The sequence below is a fragment of the Treponema saccharophilum DSM 2985 genome, assembly GCF_000255555.1.
Classification (GTDB): domain Bacteria; phylum Spirochaetota; class Spirochaetia; order Treponematales; family Treponemataceae; genus Treponema_D; species Treponema_D saccharophilum.
In genome coordinates, this window is sequence record NZ_AGRW01000054.1 from 183,833 (window position 1) to 200,483 (window position 16,651).

13 protein-coding genes are annotated in these 16,651 nt (G+C 56.8%); 2 read left to right on the forward strand and 11 right to left on the reverse strand.

Features of this window, described 5'->3' with window-relative positions:
* Positions 1–6: 6 nt before the first annotated feature.
* Positions 7–3,015: a chromosome segregation SMC family protein gene (locus tag TRESADRAFT_RS13285; RefSeq protein ID WP_002706348.1), complete on the reverse strand. Its 3,009-nt coding sequence runs from the start codon at positions 3,013–3,015 to the stop codon at positions 7–9.
* A gap of 145 nt (positions 3,016–3,160) precedes the next feature.
* Positions 3,161–4,339 carry a DEAD/DEAH box helicase gene (locus tag TRESADRAFT_RS13290; RefSeq protein ID WP_002706349.1) on the reverse strand — a complete coding sequence of 393 codons (1,179 nt, stop codon included), beginning with the start codon at positions 4,337–4,339 and terminating at the stop codon, positions 3,161–3,163.
* Positions 4,340–4,388: 49 nt separating this feature from the next.
* Here TRESADRAFT_RS13290 and TRESADRAFT_RS13295 point away from each other — a divergent pair, with 49 nt between their 5' ends.
* Positions 4,389–5,525 carry a glycosyltransferase family 4 protein gene (locus TRESADRAFT_RS13295; protein ID WP_002706350.1) on the forward strand — a complete coding sequence of 379 codons (1,137 nt, stop codon included), beginning with the start codon at positions 4,389–4,391 and terminating at the stop codon, positions 5,523–5,525.
* A 167-nt stretch (positions 5,526–5,692) separates the two neighbouring features.
* On the opposite strand, the gene TRESADRAFT_RS13300 is transcribed toward TRESADRAFT_RS13295, so the two are convergent.
* From TRESADRAFT_RS13300 to TRESADRAFT_RS13325, 6 genes are all read right to left on the reverse strand, one after another.
* Positions 5,693–6,244, reverse strand: a complete 552-nt coding sequence (locus TRESADRAFT_RS13300; RefSeq protein WP_002706351.1) for an ATP-binding protein — start codon at positions 6,242–6,244, stop codon at positions 5,693–5,695.
* Positions 6,245–6,289: 45 nt separating this feature from the next.
* Positions 6,290–6,628, reverse strand: coding sequence for an anti-sigma factor antagonist (locus TRESADRAFT_RS13305; RefSeq protein WP_002706353.1), 339 nt, complete (start codon positions 6,626–6,628; stop codon positions 6,290–6,292).
* 29 nt (positions 6,629–6,657) lie between these two features.
* Complete coding sequence (locus tag TRESADRAFT_RS13310; protein WP_245534359.1) at positions 6,658–8,310, reverse strand: GAF domain-containing SpoIIE family protein phosphatase; 1,653 nt, start codon at positions 8,308–8,310, stop codon at positions 6,658–6,660.
* Between the two features lie 129 nt (positions 8,311–8,439).
* Complete coding sequence (locus tag TRESADRAFT_RS13315; protein ID WP_002706356.1) at positions 8,440–9,387, reverse strand: hypothetical protein; 948 nt, start codon at positions 9,385–9,387, stop codon at positions 8,440–8,442.
* A gap of 3 nt (positions 9,388–9,390) precedes the next feature.
* Complete coding sequence (locus TRESADRAFT_RS13320) at positions 9,391–10,119, reverse strand: metallophosphoesterase (protein ID WP_002706357.1); 729 nt, start codon at positions 10,117–10,119, stop codon at positions 9,391–9,393.
* 13 nt (positions 10,120–10,132) lie between these two features.
* Entirely contained in the window at positions 10,133–11,494 is a 1,362-nt protein-coding gene (locus TRESADRAFT_RS13325) for a tetratricopeptide repeat protein (RefSeq protein WP_002706358.1), read from the reverse strand.
* A 215-nt stretch (positions 11,495–11,709) separates the two neighbouring features.
* Between TRESADRAFT_RS13325 and TRESADRAFT_RS13330 the strand changes: the two genes are divergently transcribed.
* Positions 11,710–13,170: a hypothetical protein gene (locus TRESADRAFT_RS13330; protein ID WP_002706359.1), complete on the forward strand. Its 1,461-nt coding sequence runs from the start codon at positions 11,710–11,712 to the stop codon at positions 13,168–13,170.
* A 12-nt stretch (positions 13,171–13,182) separates the two neighbouring features.
* Here the strand turns inward: TRESADRAFT_RS13330 and mutL are convergent, their stop codons facing one another.
* From mutL to xseA, 3 genes are all read right to left on the reverse strand, one after another.
* Entirely contained in the window at positions 13,183–15,054 is a 1,872-nt protein-coding gene (gene mutL / locus TRESADRAFT_RS13335; RefSeq protein WP_002706360.1) for a DNA mismatch repair endonuclease MutL, read from the reverse strand.
* Positions 15,051–15,344: an exodeoxyribonuclease VII small subunit gene (gene xseB / locus TRESADRAFT_RS15430; RefSeq protein WP_002706362.1), complete on the reverse strand. Its 294-nt coding sequence runs from the start codon at positions 15,342–15,344 to the stop codon at positions 15,051–15,053. Before xseB ends, mutL begins: the two co-directional genes overlap by 4 nt.
* A gap of 63 nt (positions 15,345–15,407) precedes the next feature.
* Entirely contained in the window at positions 15,408–16,604 is a 1,197-nt protein-coding gene (gene xseA, locus TRESADRAFT_RS13345; protein ID WP_002706363.1) for an exodeoxyribonuclease VII large subunit, read from the reverse strand.
* Positions 16,605–16,651 lie beyond the last annotated feature (47 nt).

The following is a 16,651-nucleotide window of genomic DNA, read 5'->3' on the forward strand; positions in this document are numbered from 1 at the left end:
TTTGGGTCAATCCTTCTTCGCGGCTTCCGCCATCCCGCGCGCCGCGCGTTCGGCTTCCTTCCGCTCCTTCTTCATCCCCTCGACGAACGGGTCGCTTATCGTCCCGTCCTCGTTGCGGATGCGCTTCGGCGGTCTCTCTACGCGGACGATTCCCTCCTCTTCGGGAATGTCCTCCTCGACAAAATCCGCCTGTTCGGGAAGTTTTTCCCCGTCATCTTCATCATCGGCAGAAATCTGCCTGTCCAACCGCATGGATATGATTTTGCTGACGCCGGATTCCTCCATCGTGACGCCGAGCATCGTTTTCGCCCCGAGAACAGTCTTCTTGTTGTGCGTGATGACGATGTACTGAGAAAGCTCCGCGAACGAGCGCAGCGCCGTGACGAAACTTGAGACGTTCTTGTCGTCGAGCGCGGCGTCAATCTCGTCGAGAAGGCAGAACGGCGACGGGCGGACCTGATACGTCGCGAACAGCAGCGCGACCGCCGTCATCGTCTTCTCCCCGCCGGAAAGGAGGGCGATGTTCTCGAGTTTCTTTCCCGGCGGCTGCGCGTATATGTCGATTCCGCTCGTCAGCACGCTTTCCGGCGTCGAAAGCTTGAGCTCCCCGCGTCCGCCCCCGAAAAGCCTCCTGAACATGTTGTGGAAATTCCGCCGAATCTTGTTGTACGTCGAAAGGAAAAGCTCCGTCGATTTCGCGCGAATCTCCTCCGATACGCGGCAGAGGTCGTCCATGCTCTTCTTCGTGTCGTCGTAGCTTGCCTGAAGCTTCTCGTACCGCTCCTTTGCCTCGCTGAATTCCTCGGGCGCCATAAGGTTGACCTGGCCGAGCGCCTTGAACTCCTCCTTCGCCTTGGTGAGCTTTTCCTTTATTGCCGGCGGATGCTCCGTGATTTTGTACATCCGCTCCTCGAATTCCATCAGGTCGCGGGAATGCGTGTCGGTGAAATTCTGCTTTATGTTCTTTATGTCGTTGTCCGTCGTCATCGAGTCTATCGATATTTTCTCGAACTGCGCCTGGATTTTCCGCTGCTCCTCCTGCTTCCGCTTGAGCGTGTCCTGCTTCCCGCTCGCGTTCGTGTTGCATTCGCGGATTTGCGCGTCGAGGTCGTTCATGTCGTCGGCGCATTGCTTTCCCTTCGACTCGATTTCGGACAGCTCCTCATCGATTTCCGTTATCTGGTCCTTTATGTCGTCGTGCCGCTGGCCTTCTGCGAACAGCTCCTCCTCGTTCTGCGAGAGCGCGCTTTTCTCGCCGGCGAGGGTGCGCCTGAGAAGGTCTGTCTTCGATTTTGCCGCGTCGATGTGCGCCGCCATCTGCGCCTCGCTTACGCGGAGCTTTCCGAGCGTGTCCTTGTACTCGTCGATTTTTCCGGCAAGCCCCGCGTTCTCGCTCTTCCATCCCGCGATGCGCTCCCGGAGGGATGATATCCTGCCGAGGTTCGACTCTATCTTCCCGTCGATTTCCCGCTTCTTTGTGATGATTCCCTCGGGCGAGAGAAAGTCGTCGATGAAATCGGGCGTCGTCGTCTCGTACTCGTCGGCGGCCGACTGCGCCTCCCTCGTGAGCCGTGCGATTTCGTCGAGCGCGTTTACGGCATCCGCCGCGAAATCCGCGCTTTCCTTTTCCGAATGCCCGTCAATCGACGCGAAGTCGGAGAAAATCCCGCGCCGTCCTTCCGCGAAGACGCGTATGCGCCCTATCGCCGAGTCGAGCTTCTCCTTCGCCGCCCTGCTTGCCGCCGCGCTGAAGCCCGAATTCCGAAGGCGCGCGTCGAGTTCCGTTACGATGTCCTCCGTAATCTCCTTGAGGCTCGCCTGCATCTCCTGCCGCTCTCCGTCGAGCGCGCCGATTTCGGCAAGCCCGTCTTCCTCGCGCTTCTCGTTCTCGACGATTGTCTCCTCCGCCTGCGCGATGTTCCCCTTGAACGACTCGATGTTCTTGCGTACGTCGTCGAGCTGCTTCGCCTTCGCGTGAAGCTCCGCGTCCTGCTCGTCGATTTCCTCGTTGAGGCTCTCGATTTTCTCCTCGATCGCCTTTTTGTGGAGCTCCAGCGTCCCGATTTTTTCCCGAAGCAGGCTCTCGTCCCTGCGGAGCTTCTTCGCCATCTCTGATTTTCCGGTTTTCTCGGTCTGAATCTTTATGAGTTCCTGCTGGAGCTCGCCCATGCGCGACTGGAGCTCGCGGATTCTGTCGTTGTTCTCGGTGAGCTCGCCCACGAGCGTGTCGATTTCCGCCTGAACCGAGTCCCGTTTTTTCGAAATCTCGTCGCGCAGAGATGCGTTCCTCGTCTTGTTCTGGATGAAATCCCGCAGCTTCAAAAGCTGGATGTCGAGCTCGTGCTCGAATATCTGCTCCTTGAGCGCGCGGTACCGTATCGTCTTCTCCGACTGAACCTTGAGGGTCTCGTACGTCTTCCTGTTCTCGTTGAGCGCAACCTCGATTTTCTCGAGGTTCTGCCGTGTCCGCTCAAGCTCGCGCTCCGCCTCGGCGCATTCCGCCTTGCTGCGGCTGATTCCCGCCGCCTCCTCGAAAAGATACCGCCTGTCCTCCGGCTTGCTCGACAAAATCTGGTCGATTTTTCCCTGCTCCATGACGGAATACGCGGCCTTGCCGACGCCCGTGTCCATGAACAGCCGCCTGATTTCCGTCGAGCTGACCTGCTTGTTGTTTATGTAGTATTCGTTCTCGCCGGAGCGGTAGATTCGCCTCTTTATCGCGACTTCCGGAGCGTCCACCGGCAAAAGGTGGTTCTCGTTCGACAGCGTGAGCGTGACTTCCGCGATGTTGAGCGGCGGCCGTGATTCCGTTCCGTTGAATATGACGGACTCCATCGTGTCCGCGCGCAGGTTCTTCGCCCTGTTCTCCGCAAGCACCCATTTCACGGCGTCGACGACATTGCTCTTCCCGCATCCGTTCGGGCCGAGAAGGGCGGTGATTCCGTCTGCGAATTCGACGTGCGTTTTGTCCGCGAATGATTTGAAACCGAATATGTCGAGCGATTTGAGAAACACAAAAAACCTCTGCCTTTTAAAATAGAGACTGAATTATATCAGCAAGTCACGCGCTTGCAAACCTTTTGCGAGCTCTGAGATTGGGCTTGGCCGGAGCAAGCGTGCGCCGGTGCGCGTGGCGCACCGGTTTTTGTGTTGTTTTTCGTTACGGCTGCTCTGGCGCTGCTGGCTCGGGGCTGTCGATGTCGGATGGGGTGACGAGCTTTCCTTTGTAGAGCATTTTCGGCGTGACGAATATTCCGAGGCGTTTTTCGAGGGAGGCGTATTTCCTCATCTCGTAGGCGTCGCCGATGACGATGTTCAGTCCCGTTTTTCCGGCGCGCGCTGTCCTTCCCGCCCTGTGGATGAAAAAGTCGTCGTTCGACGGCAAGTCCATCTGGATTATGTGGCTGATTTCCGGGATGTCGAGCCCGCGGGAGGTGAGGTCGCTCGTCACGAGGACTTTCAGCTTGCCGCTCCTGAATTTGTCGATTATCGATTTCCTGACGACTTTGTCTGTTTTCGCGTGGAGTCCCTCGACCTCGACGTTCCTGTATTTGAGTTTCGCGACGATGTTCGCCACCTGGTCGAGCTTCGAGGTAAAGACGAGAGCTTTCGCGGGCTTTTCCGCGATGAGAAGCTTCCTGAGCGTCTCGATTTTGTCGCGCCGTTCCGCAAAAAGGGCGATGTGCGTTATGCGTTTTCTGAGGACGTCCTCCATCGGGAGCCTGAGCGTCACGAAATCTGTTCCCCCCGCAGACTCACCGATGATTCTCTCCGTCTGTTTCGATATCGTCGCGCTGCATGCGATTATCTGCGCGGAGCTGTTCGCAGAAACGAGAGCCTCCACGGTTGCCGCCGTCGCGTCCCGCAGCTCGGGCGAGATGAGCCTGTCCGCCTCGTCGAGTATGACCGCGGAGAATTCGCGGAGCTTGAGCTTCTTGAGGTGGTGGAGCTCGAGGAGACGGGCCGGCGTTCCTATCGCGATTTCGGGTTTCTCCTTCAGCGTCTCAATCTGCCGTTTTATCGGGGCGCCCCCGACGAAAAGCCCCGCCTTCTTTCCGAGCGATACCGCCTGCGCCTTTATCTGCGACGCCAGCTCTATCGTCGGCGCGAGTACGATTGCCTTTTTTCCTGCCTGCGCTATCGGAAGAAGGTATGCGAGCGTCTTGCCCGTTCCCGTCTCGCTCTGGAAAAGCACCGATTTTCCTGCCGCTATTTCCGGGATTGCCTGCGCCTGGACTGCCGTCGGCTCCGTTATTCCCGATTGCGCGAGTCTTTCCGATAATGATTCCTCTATTCCGAGCTCCGCGAAGGAGCTGTTTTGTCCGTTTCTGTCAGTCATAAAGGCGACTATAGCACAGAAAAATCAAACTTGCTATAATCCGAGGATTATGAAAATTGGCATTGATACGTTCGGATGCGACCACGGCAAGTCGCACGCGGGAAAGTACCTCGTTTCCATTCTGAAGGAGCTTCCCGCAATCGAACTCGGCGGGGACGTGGAATTCGAGCTTTTTGGGCCCGAGTCTGACAGGTACGATTATGAGACCGGAGACGATGTGAAGTACGTTCCCGTCGATTTGCCCGACAATCCGCTCAGTGTCAAATTCTGGTATGCGTTCGGATGCAACGCTTTTTTCAGCAGGCAGAAATTCGATGCCGTCGTTTTCCTGTCCGAGGCGCATCTTCCGCTCAGGTGCCGCATCCCGACCGTCGTCGTCGTGAACGACGTCCTCTCTCTGCGCCTGTTTTCCTTGCCGTTCTCCACGAGGACCCGCATTCGCTGGTCGCTCAGCCAGGTCGGAAAAATCGTCGTGCCGAGCCAGTTCGTCAAGAAGGATTTGCGCCGCTTGCGCCTGAACCAGGAGAAAATCGCCGTGATACACAACGGAATCGACCATTCCGTCTTCTATCCGCGCGGCGGCTCCGACCTCGATTCCGGCGTCGTTGACATAAAGCCGTTCGCCATACAGAAGCCGTATTTCATATACGCGTCGAAGATGTCGTCTCCTCTGAAGAAGCACCGCGAGCTCGTGCGCGCGTTCTCCGATTTCAAGGAGCGTACCGGAAAACCGCACCGGCTGGTTCTTGCGGGCGGGGAGGGCGAGTTCTCCGATGCAGTGTCAAAGGCGGTGATGGAGTCGCAGTTCGCGTCCGACATTTTCATAACCGGTTATTTTCCCCATGAGACGTATCCTGAGCTGTATGCGAATTCGTCCGGCTGTATTTTCCCGTCTGTGTGCGAGGGCGTCGGCATGTCGGTGCTCGAGGCAATGTCGATGGGCGTCCCAGTAATCTGCGCGAAAAGCGGCGCGATTCCGGAGGCGACGGGCGAGAACGCGATTTATTTTGACGGGAACTCGGAGCAGGAGCTTTCAGCCGCAATCGAGCGGCTCGTGGGCGAGGATGAGTCCGTGCGCAGGAAGATGGTTGCCGACGGCCTTGAGTGGGCGGCCCGATTCAACTGGAGGAAGACGACCGAGGAGCTTCTTGCCGTCATCTGCGCCGTCGCGAAAAAAAAGAAATAGCTTTTTGCCTTTTGTTTTGTCTGAAAAAGCGGTTGATTTGGATTTGGTCATGCCGGACAGGGCGGGGAAGCCGTTCGGTGGCTTGCCTTTCTATTTTTTGCAAAAAAAAACTGTCCGCGCGTCTTTTGAAGACCATCCGGACAGTTTTTTTGTTTTGCGGGCTGTTCCTATTCCGAATCTACGGCAAGACCGATGTGCTTCTTCTGGAATTTCTTGAGCATTGCCACGCCGTTCTTCTTTCCGTTGTATACGAAGCCGCCGTTCCAGTATTCGAGGGCGGCAAAAAGGGCGTTTCCGCCGTCGTTGTCATCCGATTTCTTTGTCCTGAATGAAACGTAGTTTGCGAGCTCCTCGAAAGCGGATGTATGAAGGCATTCGAGCCTCTTCCTGTTGAATTCGTTCCACTTGTCCAGGTCTTTGAATCCCTCTCCCTCGTCCTTGACGATGATATGGGCGTGTGACGGGCTGAACGAGTACCAGACCTTGACTTTCTTGTTGATGTCGCAGTTGTTTCCGTGCTTTACGGCGTTCTTTATGACTTCGCTTATCTGCTGCTCAAGGAGGTTTATCTCCTTGATTTCAAGCGGAGCCGACTGGACTATCAGAAGCGTGAAATAGCGGATCTGCCTGAAGTCCGACGGAAATTCCTTGTAGAGCATGTTCGTGGTGTCGAAGAGCGGATCATTGTCATCTGAGCGAAGTTCTTTGATTTCTTCCATGTTTTTTCTCCCTAAAAAGCGTTGGTCCTGGGCAAAATGCGCGTGCTATTCATTCACCATGAGCAGAGCTTCTTCAAGGCTGTTCGCAATGGGGAAGTATCCTGTAAGTTTTGTCAACTCGATGACCTTCTTGACCGAACCATGCACGTTCGAGATTGCGAGCTTGAGGTTCATCTTCTTGAGCGTCGAGCAAATGTAGATGAGCGCGCCGATTCCTGACGAATCGATGTAGTCAACCTGCTCAAGGTTGATGATGAAACTTTTTACGTTCTTCTCAAGCATTTTCGTGACAAGTTCTTTGAGTTTGTAGGAGTTGTACAAGTCCATCTCGCCGTTGACATCGATGATGTACACCTCTCCATTCTTTCTGATTTTAAGTTCCATAAAAACTCCTTTCGTGTGATTTTCTGGATTTATTGAATTTTTATAACAAGAAGCGTCTGGTCATCGTGCAGCGTCTCGGTGCCGACGAACTTCTTGACATCCAATTTTATCAAGTTCGCTATTTGTTTTCCCGAAAGCTTGCTGTTCGCCTTCAGAATATTCGCGACGCCCGACATATCGTACTGCTTTCCGGCTGAATTCAGGGATTCTGCAATTCCGTCCGTGTACATGATAAGTATGTCGCCTTTCGCCGCGACGAATTCGATGTCCTTGTACGACTTGCTTTTTTCGACACCGATTGGCTCGCTCGGTATGGAGATTTTCTCCACCGTTCCCTTTGCCGCATTGTAGCGCATTACCGGAATCGAGCCGCTTGTCGCAAACTGCACTTTCCGCTTCGTCGGGTCGTAGTTCAGGAGCGCCACCGAGGCGAAGTGGTCGATGTCTGTCTCCGTGCATACGCCCCTGTTCGCCCAGCTCAGAATTGTGCCGGCCGACTGCGTCGTGTTTACGATGAGCCTGAGCATTGCCCGTATCATCGTCATCACAAGAAGCGCGTTCATTCCCTTTCCGGCGGCGTCCATGAGCACGAACGAAATCCTGTCCTGCCTAGCCGGAATGACGTCGAAGAGGTCGCTGCATACGCCCGCGGCCATCTCCGTCATGCTTCCGAAAGAGACGCCACCGAGCGGCGGAATCTTTTTCGGGGTCAGCATTATCTGAGCGTTCGAGGCGATGTCGCTTTCGCGCGTCAGCTCCTGCTTTTCCTTGTACTGCTTGAAGGTGAGCGTCGTCTTCAGCGCCGATTCGGCAAAGTCGGTCAAGGTCTGCGCCCAATGGAACTCCGAGTCGTTGAACGGCTCTTTTCCTGCATCGCGTGAAAGCGCGACGAGGCCTATCACGACGTCCTTGTCGACGAGGCGTATCGGGACGAATATGAAACTCCCGAGTTTAAGGAATTCCTCGGGAGTGTTCTGGAAAATCCTGTCGTCGATGCCCGGAACAGGTATGAGCTCCGCCTTGCCGGAACTCGCAATCTCACCGAATATGTTGTCCCTCAGGGGAAACTGCGCGTATTTGAAGCTTGTCGAGACCCTGAGCGGCTTGTGCGGAAGGTCGTCGGGAAGTTTGTACGGCGGAGGAAAATTTCCCTGCAACGATTTGACCGTTATGACGTCGTCGAACTCGTCGACGAGCAGTATCGCGCCTCCGTCAGCGCCCGTAACCTCGATGCATGCTTTGTTTATGTTCGCGAGGAGCGTCTGCTCTCCGTCCTTCTCCGAATCCTTGCTTTCCATGAAGGAATTCGCCGCGGCGGTTATGAATTCCCTGCCCTTGTCGATGAGCTTTATCTCGTCTGGCTTGACGTCCTCGACAACCATCGTCTGCGGCTCGGGCACGTCGAACAGCTCCTCCTCGTCCTCGTCCTCCTCGACGACGGGCACGACCTGCTTGCCGAATGCCAGCATGACGCAGTACGGTATTATCAGCGTCGTGGCGAGCAGTATCAGGAGATTGAACATCAGCGGTCCCGAGCCGGGCGTGAGAATTGACCTAATGCATGCGAATATCAGGATTGCGAGCGCAAAATAGGAGATGAAACTGACCTTTGCGGTTTTCCTTATTTTTATGATGACAAGAAGCACTTCAATTGCGACCGCCAGCACAGCCGTGCAAATCAATGGAACATTCGCTATTGCATCCGTATACAACTTAGGTCTCTCCCCATGACAGTATTTGTAAATACTAACATTGAACTATTGTGTCGTCAAGAAAAATCCCTTTTAGGGGAGCAGCGGGAGGGCGCGCCGTCATTTGTCGCGCAGGTGCTGCTTTTTCCTGAGAAGCCTTCCTTCGATTTCGTTCCGCAGTCGCCAGAAGAACGACCTGAACGACGAGCGGGCCGCGAATTTGTTCATGAAGGAATTCGCCATGTCTTCTATCGGGTAGTCCTCGCCGAACTTTAGCTTTATTTCGTCCCAGTACTTTATCATCCAGACGTAGAGGTCGCTTTTCGTCCTGTTCCTGAACGAGCGCATTATCTTGTGGTTCTCGATTGTCTTTATGACGGGGGTGTACACGGAGGTGAACCACGACATCATCGCCTTGTCCATCCCGATTTCCTCCGTTTTGTTCATGTTTATGTAGTATTTGTGCGTGAGTATGTGGTTGTATATGACGTCGTATTGCCCGGGAACCGAAAAATCGAGGCACCAGAAATCCGTCACGTCCCCGAATCCCGTCTCTCCGTAGAAGACGCGCTTCTCGTACTCTATGACCTGCTTCGTCATTTTCTGGAGCGAGTCCCCCGGATGGAGCTTTATCTCGCTCTGGAGGCTGACGACTTCCGCGTCTATGAATTCGACGCCCCGCGAGCGGGCAACCGAGACGCGGTGGTTCCCGTCCCTCACGAAATAGACCCCGCCGAGCTCGTAAAGCGATATCGACGGGAGCGATATGTCCTGGAGGTGCGCCATGTCGATGTGCTCCCACCGGCTTTTGAGGTGCATGCTCTTCGGGAAGAACCGGTTGTCGAAGTCCTGGTACCGTCCCTCGCTTCCGACGATGAGGTTCACCGGGACTGTCTGCATCCCCATGTAGACCTCGTTTTTCGGGCGGATGAGCTTCTTTATGTCGGAGAACGAGATGAGTGTCGCCTCGTCCGGGTTCAGGAAATGCTGTACCTCGTTGAACAGCGCCTTGTGCCTTGCCTTTGTGAAGTCGTCCTCTGTCTGGGCGGATGTCATCTGTTCGCTCATTTTTCAGTCTCCGGTGAGTTCGATGAGTGTGTAGCTGTATGCGTTAACGACCGTGGTCGTGCCGTTTTTCGTTTCTATTTTCGTCACGCGCTGCTCGTTCATGTCGTAAAGATGGATGTGCCCGTGCACGAGGAACGTCGGCGCGAACGTCCGTATGAACCAGTTGAAACATTCGAACCCCTTGTGGCAGGGATCCTCCCTGTCGTGGACGTGACGGGGGGATGCGTGCGTGAGGAAAATGTCGAGCGCCTTCCCGTACAGAATCTTGTTCGTGAGCATCGCGGGGATGAGCGAGATGAGCTTCATCATCATCTGGAAGTCGGTGTACTGGTTCAGCGCGCCGTTGTACCGCATGGAGCCGGATGCGCCCGCTATGAGGAGCGGCCTCATCTTTCCGCCCTTCGTTTTTATCATGAGGCGCTTGTCCCGCGCCGATTTGAATCCGATGTAGTCGGCCCCGTGGCTTCCGCTCAGGTCGTAGCTGCTCATCCCGTTCAGGGTCGGATGCGCTCCGCCCCTGTGCTTTATTTTGTGGTACAGCCCGAATTCCGACAGGTTGTGGTTCCCGAATATGAAATATGTCGGCTTGTTCAGCGTCGAGACTATGAAATCTATGTATTCTGACGGCAAATCACCCGCGCACAGTATCGCGTCTATGTCGCTGAAACGCTCCTTAGCCTTCGTGCTGTACACGAGCGGGTCGATTTGGTCCGAAACGCACAGAATCTTCATCGCACCGGCCCCTCTATATTCCCGCTTTGGCGAGAATCGCCTCAAGCCTTTCCTTTCCGATAAGCTCTATCGGCCTGTTCTCCGCGAAGCCCGTCGCTGAGCTGGTGAAGCCGGAGCTCGTGCATACGAACGCCTTCGCGCAGTTGTGCGATTTTGCCGTGTCGAGCACCGTCCTTATCTCGGTGTCCTCTATCGGCTCCGTGTCGCGGTGGAAGTCGATGAGGTAGAGCTGCTTGCGCACGTTCATCCAGTCGTCCTTCTTCTGCTCCGTCGCCATGAGCCGGATTCCCCATTTCATCGTGTCGATTTTCTGCGCCAGCATCCCCATTCCCTCGAGGGCTGCCTTCTTGCACAGCTCGGGGAACGCGGCGCTGGAGCAGGTGAGGTATTCCTTCAGGCTGTCGTTCGTCTGCACGTCCTTGTATTCCGAGAGCTTCGCGCCGACGTCCCTGAACGAATGGTTGTGCTTGTAGATAATCTGCCACTGCTCGATTGCCTTGTCGATGTTGCGCCCCTTCTCGTAGCACGCCGCGAGGAAGTATCTCGCGTAGAGCGTCTCCTGCGAGGAGTCGTTCTTCGAGGCGCGCACCGCCTTGTCGAATTCGTTTATGGCGTTGTCCATCGAATTCGCCATCATGTAGCAGGAGCCGCGCTCGAGGAGCGATTTCTGCTTGTATTCCGGGTCGCGGAGCGCCTTCTCGAACGCCTTGACGGCGCCGGAGTAGTCCTTCTGCTCCTTGAGGATTTTTCCGAGATAGTAGTACGACGAGAACGTCTCCGGGCTGAGCGCGATGGCAAGGTCGATTTCCTTCCGCGCCTCCGCGACGTTCTTCATCCTGAACAGCGCGAGCGCGTATGCCGCGTGCGCCTTGACGTGCTTCCTGTTGCGCTGTATCGCCTTCTGGTAGAACCCTATCGACTGCTCCGACTTTCCCTTCTGCTCGTAGAGCTTCCCGCAGGTGTAATAGTTCTCCGCGTTCATCGGGTCGAGTTTCGTCAGGAGAAGGCATTCCCTCAGCGCGTCGTCCGTCTGGTTGAACTTTATGAAGAGCTGCGAAATCTGCTTCCTGAAATCGACTTCCGGAATGTGCCCGTCGAAAATCGCGTTCTGGTTCACGAGCTTGAATTCCATAAGCGCGAGCTCGTTCTTCTTGTCCGCGAGATATGCCTTGCCGAGATAATAATGCGCCATGTAATCGCGCGGGTTCTTCGCAATCAAGGATTTTGCGGCTCTCTCCGCCGCGACGAATCTCTGCTGTTTTATGAGTTTCGCAATTGAATCAAGTTTTTTCGGCTGGAATATCGATTTCAATACGAACACCGTGAGAAAGCAAATGCTCACGGCGAGAATAAGGATTATTGCCAACTGAATCATCGAGCTGATTCCCCCTCCGCACCTATTTTTGTATTCTTTTTATTTCCTGTCGCACCGCCCGCTGTGATGGGGTCCGGCCCGCGTTTTATCCGGACGCCGCAGAATTTGCAACATCCCATTGTTTTAGAGTAGACTTTTTGATTGTCTATGTCAAATAATCGGCACAAATTGCCGAACATAAAAGGAAATTGAGAAACCGGTGGGAATATTTATAGATGAAACTGAAGAGAACTATCGTTTTTGCGTCGCTGCTGTTCGGCATGCTCCTGCCTCTGCCGTCCCAGTCAAAGTCGAAGGCGGAGCGGGAAAGGGAGAAGGAGCGGCTTGAGAGAAAAGCTGCCGCCGACAAGCAGGACGCGTTCGAGGAGGCGGTCGAGACATTCCAGCTGAACATGCCAGAGGACGCGATTCCCCTCCTTGAGAAATTCCTCGGCGAGGGGAACGCGAACGCGTATGATCCGCTTGTCTACGTGTGCCTGTCCGTCGCGTATTTCCAGATTGGCGACTACCTCAAGTCCGCCTCGATTTGCGAGGCGGGAATCGCCGAGGCGGACAGGAACGACAAGGCGCTTGAGATGGGAATCATAAAGGAGGGCGACTTCAAGCCGGTCGAGCGCAAGGTGCTCTACTTCAACGAGGGAAATGCCGAATATGCGATGGGGAACTACGTCAAGGCGACGGCGCTCTACAAACGCTCGCTGTCTGTCGAGCCGTCGTACGCGCCCGCCGTCCTCAACCTCGCGAACGCGTTCCTCCGCCGGGATATCATAGGCGACGCCCGCGACAACTATGTCCGCTACCTCGAGCTCAAGCCCGAGACGGAGCAGCGCCCCGAGATAGAAAAGATGATTGCGCTCCTCGACGAGGAAATAGCCTACCGCATGAACCAGGGGCCGCAGCTTGTGGAGGGCGAAATCCGCGCCGACGTCGACGAGTCCGCGCCGCCTGAAATAATCGACGACGGCGACATAATCACCTCGTCGTCGCTCCGCCACGGCGAGTCCGTCAGGGAGGCGCTCCCGTCCGACGATTCCGTCGCGCCCGAGCTTCCCCGCGACGAGAAGCGCGCCGAGGAACGCGGCGAGAGAATCGACTCCTCAAGCGAAAATGCGCCGTCGCTTCCTGTTGAGCGGACGCCGAAGCCTTCCGGCGAGAGAATCGACTCCACGACCGAAAATGCGCCGTCGCTCCCCGCGGAGAGGAAAACGAAGCCTACCGGAGAGAAAATCGACTCCTCGACGGAAAGTGTGCCGTCGCTCCCCGCCGAGAGAGAGACGAAGCCTACCGGCGAGAGAATCGACTCCTCGACGGAAAGTGCGCCGTCGCTCCCCGCCGAGAGAGAGACGAAGCCTACCGGCGAGAGAATCGACTCCACGACCGAAAATGCGCCGTCGCTTCCAGCCGAGACGCAGAAAAAGGATTCCGGGGAAAAGGTCCGCGCCGAGGCTCCCGCCGTTCCCGATGACGAGAATAAGAAAAAGGATGACGGGGAGAAAATATCCGCGCCGGCTCTTCCCGATGACGGAACGGAAAAGAAGAAGCAGGAGAAAATGGAGCGCATCCGCGCCCAGGAGCCTCCCGCCGTCGAGGAGGAGAAATCCGCGCCCGAGGGCGGGGAAGGGGACGCACCGCTTCCCGACGACTCTGAAATCGAGACGGTTGATGACGCAAAATAGCGCTTCCGCTATTTAAACGGTTTGGTCCGGTGCAGTTTCCGTGCGCCGGACGTTGGCGAACATCTGCTCCTTCGTCAGCCTGAAATAGACGGGGCGTCCGTGGGGGCAGTGCGGGTCTGGAAGCTCGAACGCCTTCCTCGCGAATTCCGCCGCGGTCGCGTCGTCCAGCCTCGTCCCCTGCATCACGGCTTTCCTGCATGATGCCGACGCGAAAACCTTGTAAAGAATCCGCTCCGGCTCCTCGAACCCGTCGAGCAGCGCGTCCCTCAGCGTCTTCTCGTCGCCCTTCCACGATGACGGTACCGTGCTGAATTCGAAAACGCCCTCGACCGTCGCCTTTCCGATGAACCCCGCCTCTGCGAGTTTCGGGAGGACGCTCGCGACGTACCGCTCCTGCTCCTCGTTCTCTGTCTCCACGATGTACGGAATCAGCAGCGTCTGCGCAATCCGCTCCGCGCCCATCATCTCGTCGAAGAGAATCCTCTCGTGCACGGCGTGCTGGTCGATGAAATACAGCGCGTTTCCGCGCTCCGCTATGATGAACGTCTCCATCGCGCGCCCGATGTACCTGACATTCCTTTCGCCGCCGGCCTCGTTTTCCCCGAAAAGGGAAGGCTCGCCGAGGCTTCTTTTCGCCGTGTCGAACGAGAAGAACCGCGTCCTCATGTCTGCCCCGCCGCGTCCGGGCATGGCGCTTTTCGGGAGCGCGTTTTCCGAAAGGTTCCGTTCCGGGGCTGCGGTTTCGTTTTGATGGGGGAATGCGTCCGGGAAAGCGGGCTTTTGGAATGTGCGCTCCTCCGGTTCGGCCACGGAACTGTCGCCGAAAACGGACGCTCCTTCTGCCTCGCTCTTGAAATCAGTTCCCTCCATCTGCGATTTCAGGCCGCTCATGAGGAACGACCGGAGCGACGAGCTTATCCCGTGGTGGAGGCTCGTCATGTCTCGGAACCGGACCTCCTTTTTTGCCGGGTGGATGTTGAAGTCGACGAGGGACGGCTCTACTTCCGCGAACAGCGCCGCGACGGGGTGCGTCCCGTTCGGGAAAAATCCCTGACAGCCGTATTCGATTGCCTGCATCAGAGAGTATTCCTGCACGCGCCTCCCGTTCACGTAGACGAAAATCGCGCGCCTGTCATTCCTTCTCACGGAAGGCTCGCCGATGACGAGGGTGAATTTCCAGTCGTGGATGCCGTCGCTTTCCTTGCCCGCCGCGCGGAGCTCCTTTATCGCGCTTGCGCTTTCCCTCATCCCGAGCGCGTTCCTGAGCCGCTCCGGGGCGGTTTCCCCCGCCTTAAGGTCGAGCCTCACGTCGCCGTCGACGACGAGCCTGAACGATATGTCGCTCCGCGCCAGCGATTTCTCTACGAACATCTCCCTGCACATCATCGTCTCGCTTGCCGGCCGTTTGAGGAACGTCCTCCGGGCGGGGAAATCCTCGAAAAGATGCTCGCTCGTGACGACCGTCCCGCGCCCGCCGTTCACCTCCGCGGCTTTCTCGATTCTGCGCCCGCGGATTCCGTCCATCGCCATCCTGAAGCCGCCGCTCGATATCGAAAGGGAGCTGACCGCCGCTATCGACGCGAGCGCCTCCCCGCGGAACCCGAGCGTCGTCAGGTGCATCAAATCCTCGGCGTCCGTTATCTTGCTCGTCGCATGGGGCTGGGCGCAGTTTTTCAGGTCGTCCTCGCTCATCCCGGAACCGTCGTCGCTCACGCGCACCATGTCGATTCCGCCGTTTTTGATTTCGACCGTTATCCGTCCCGCGCCCGAGTCTACGGCGTTGTCCATAAGCTCCCGCACCATGGCGGCAGGGCGGTCGATTACCTCGCCTGCCGCTATCCGCCTCGCGACGTCCTCCCTGAGGACCCTGACGGGACGCCTCATTTCCTGAGGCCTTCCGCGGGAGAGTCAAGTTCCGGGGCGAAAAGGTCGAGCTCGAGCGCGGACTCGTCCTCCTTCTTTTTCTGCGGCGGCTCCTGCACCTTCTCGTCGAGCGGGCTGTTCGTCAGAATCTGAATCTTCCCCTCGATTGCCGCGAGCTCCTTTTCGAGAACCTTCGTGAGCTTGATTCCCTCCTCGTACGTCTTGAGCGCATCCTCGATTCCAATGTCGCTCCTCCTGATTTCGTCCGACAGCTCCTCGAGCCGCGCGAGCTTTTCCTCGAATGTCTTCATTTTCGAATTCCTCCTCGTTTCCTTCTTTATATATCTGCCTTTCGTTTTTTTCCGAAACGCCTTTCATTTCGACACGGCGCTGATTGTTCCGTCCGCGAGCGTTATCGAAAGCTCGCATCCCGGCGCCGCGTCCGACGCTTTCCGTATGACGTTCCCGCTTCCGTCCCTCACGACGGCGTACCCCCTCCTCATTATGCTTTCCGGGCTTGCGTCCTCGAGCGTCCGTCTGCATGAGAGGATTCTCGCGGACGCGTCCTTCGCGGCATCGCGTATTTTCGCCGCCGCCTGCTCCGATGCCGCATCGAGCCTCGCCTTGAGCGGGGAGAGGATTGAGCGGAGCCGTATCTCCATGCTCTCCGCGTCGAACGCCCTGAGCTCCATCCTCGCTTCCCGTATCAGCGACGACATCTTCTCCTCAAGAATCGATTTCGCGCCGCTGATTTCGTCCTCGATTTCCGCCTTCTGCGTGAAGACAAGCTCCGCGGCCGCCGACGGGGTGGGGGCGCGGACGTCGGCGGCGTAATCGGCGAGCGACCAGTCAATCTCGTGCCCGACCGCGCTGACGACCGGAATCTTCGACCCCGCGATTGCCCTGACGACCTTCTCGTCGCTGAACGGAAGCAAATCCTCAAGAGAGCCGCCGCCGCGCCCGACTATGAGGACGTCGCACATGCCGAACGCGTTCGCCGTCATAATCTGTCTCGCGACCGCTTCCGCCGCCGCCTCTCCCTGAACCTGCGCCGGAAGAATCGTTATGCCGATTCCGCTGTTGCGCCTCCGCGCTATGTTGAGGATGTCCCGTACTGCGGCGCCTGTCGGGCTCGTGACGATTCCGACCGTTTCCGGAAGACGGGGAATCGGCTTTTTCCGCGCGCTGTCGAAAAGCCCCTCGGCTGCGAGCGCGCGCTTTCGCTCCTCTATCATGCGGAGAATGTCGCCCTCTCCGGCGATTTCCATCCTCGTGATGTTTATCTGGTATTTTCCCTGCGCGGCGTATACCGTCAGGTTCCCGAACGCGCGCACCTTCGTTCCGTCTCTCGGCTGGAATGAGAGCGACGCCGCGCGCCCCTTGAACATGACCGCGGAAAGCTGCGCGCCCTCGTCCTTCAGCGTGAAGTAGAGATGCCCGCCTGCGTTCGGCCTGAAATTCGAGATTTCCCCCTCGATTGCGACGGCGGGGAAATTCAGGTCTATCAGCGATTTCACTTTCGCCGTTATCTCGGAGACAGTGAACACTGCCGTATTGTTGTTTTCGTCCATGCGACTACGATACACGAAACTCGGTTAATTGTCGCCTTTTGTTTACC

Excerpts from the sequence above, each read along its gene's own strand:
- TRESADRAFT_RS13315 (WP_002706356.1), bottom strand. The coding sequence starts at position 9,387 with ATGAGCGAACAGATGACATCCGCCCAGACAGAGGACGACTTCACAAAG.
- TRESADRAFT_RS13330 (WP_002706359.1), top strand. The coding sequence starts at position 11,710 with ATGAAACTGAAGAGAACTATCGTTTTTGCGTCGCTGCTGTTCGGCATG.
- TRESADRAFT_RS13325 (WP_002706358.1), bottom strand. The coding sequence starts at position 11,494 with ATGATTCAGTTGGCAATAATCCTTATTCTCGCCGTGAGCATTTGCTTT.
- TRESADRAFT_RS13290 (WP_002706349.1), bottom strand. The coding sequence starts at position 4,339 with ATGACTGACAGAAACGGACAAAACAGCTCCTTCGCGGAGCTCGGAATA.
- mutL (WP_002706360.1), bottom strand. The coding sequence starts at position 15,054 with ATGAGGCGTCCCGTCAGGGTCCTCAGGGAGGACGTCGCGAGGCGGATA.
- TRESADRAFT_RS13320 (WP_002706357.1), bottom strand. The coding sequence starts at position 10,119 with ATGAAGATTCTGTGCGTTTCGGACCAAATCGACCCGCTCGTGTACAGC.
- TRESADRAFT_RS13300 (WP_002706351.1), bottom strand. The coding sequence starts at position 6,244 with ATGGAAGAAATCAAAGAACTTCGCTCAGATGACAATGATCCGCTCTTC.
- xseB (WP_002706362.1), bottom strand. The coding sequence starts at position 15,344 with ATGAAGACATTCGAGGAAAAGCTCGCGCGGCTCGAGGAGCTGTCGGAC.
- TRESADRAFT_RS13295 (WP_002706350.1), top strand. The coding sequence starts at position 4,389 with ATGAAAATTGGCATTGATACGTTCGGATGCGACCACGGCAAGTCGCAC.
- TRESADRAFT_RS13305 (WP_002706353.1), bottom strand. The coding sequence starts at position 6,628 with ATGGAACTTAAAATCAGAAAGAATGGAGAGGTGTACATCATCGATGTC.
- xseA (WP_002706363.1), bottom strand. The coding sequence starts at position 16,604 with ATGGACGAAAACAACAATACGGCAGTGTTCACTGTCTCCGAGATAACG.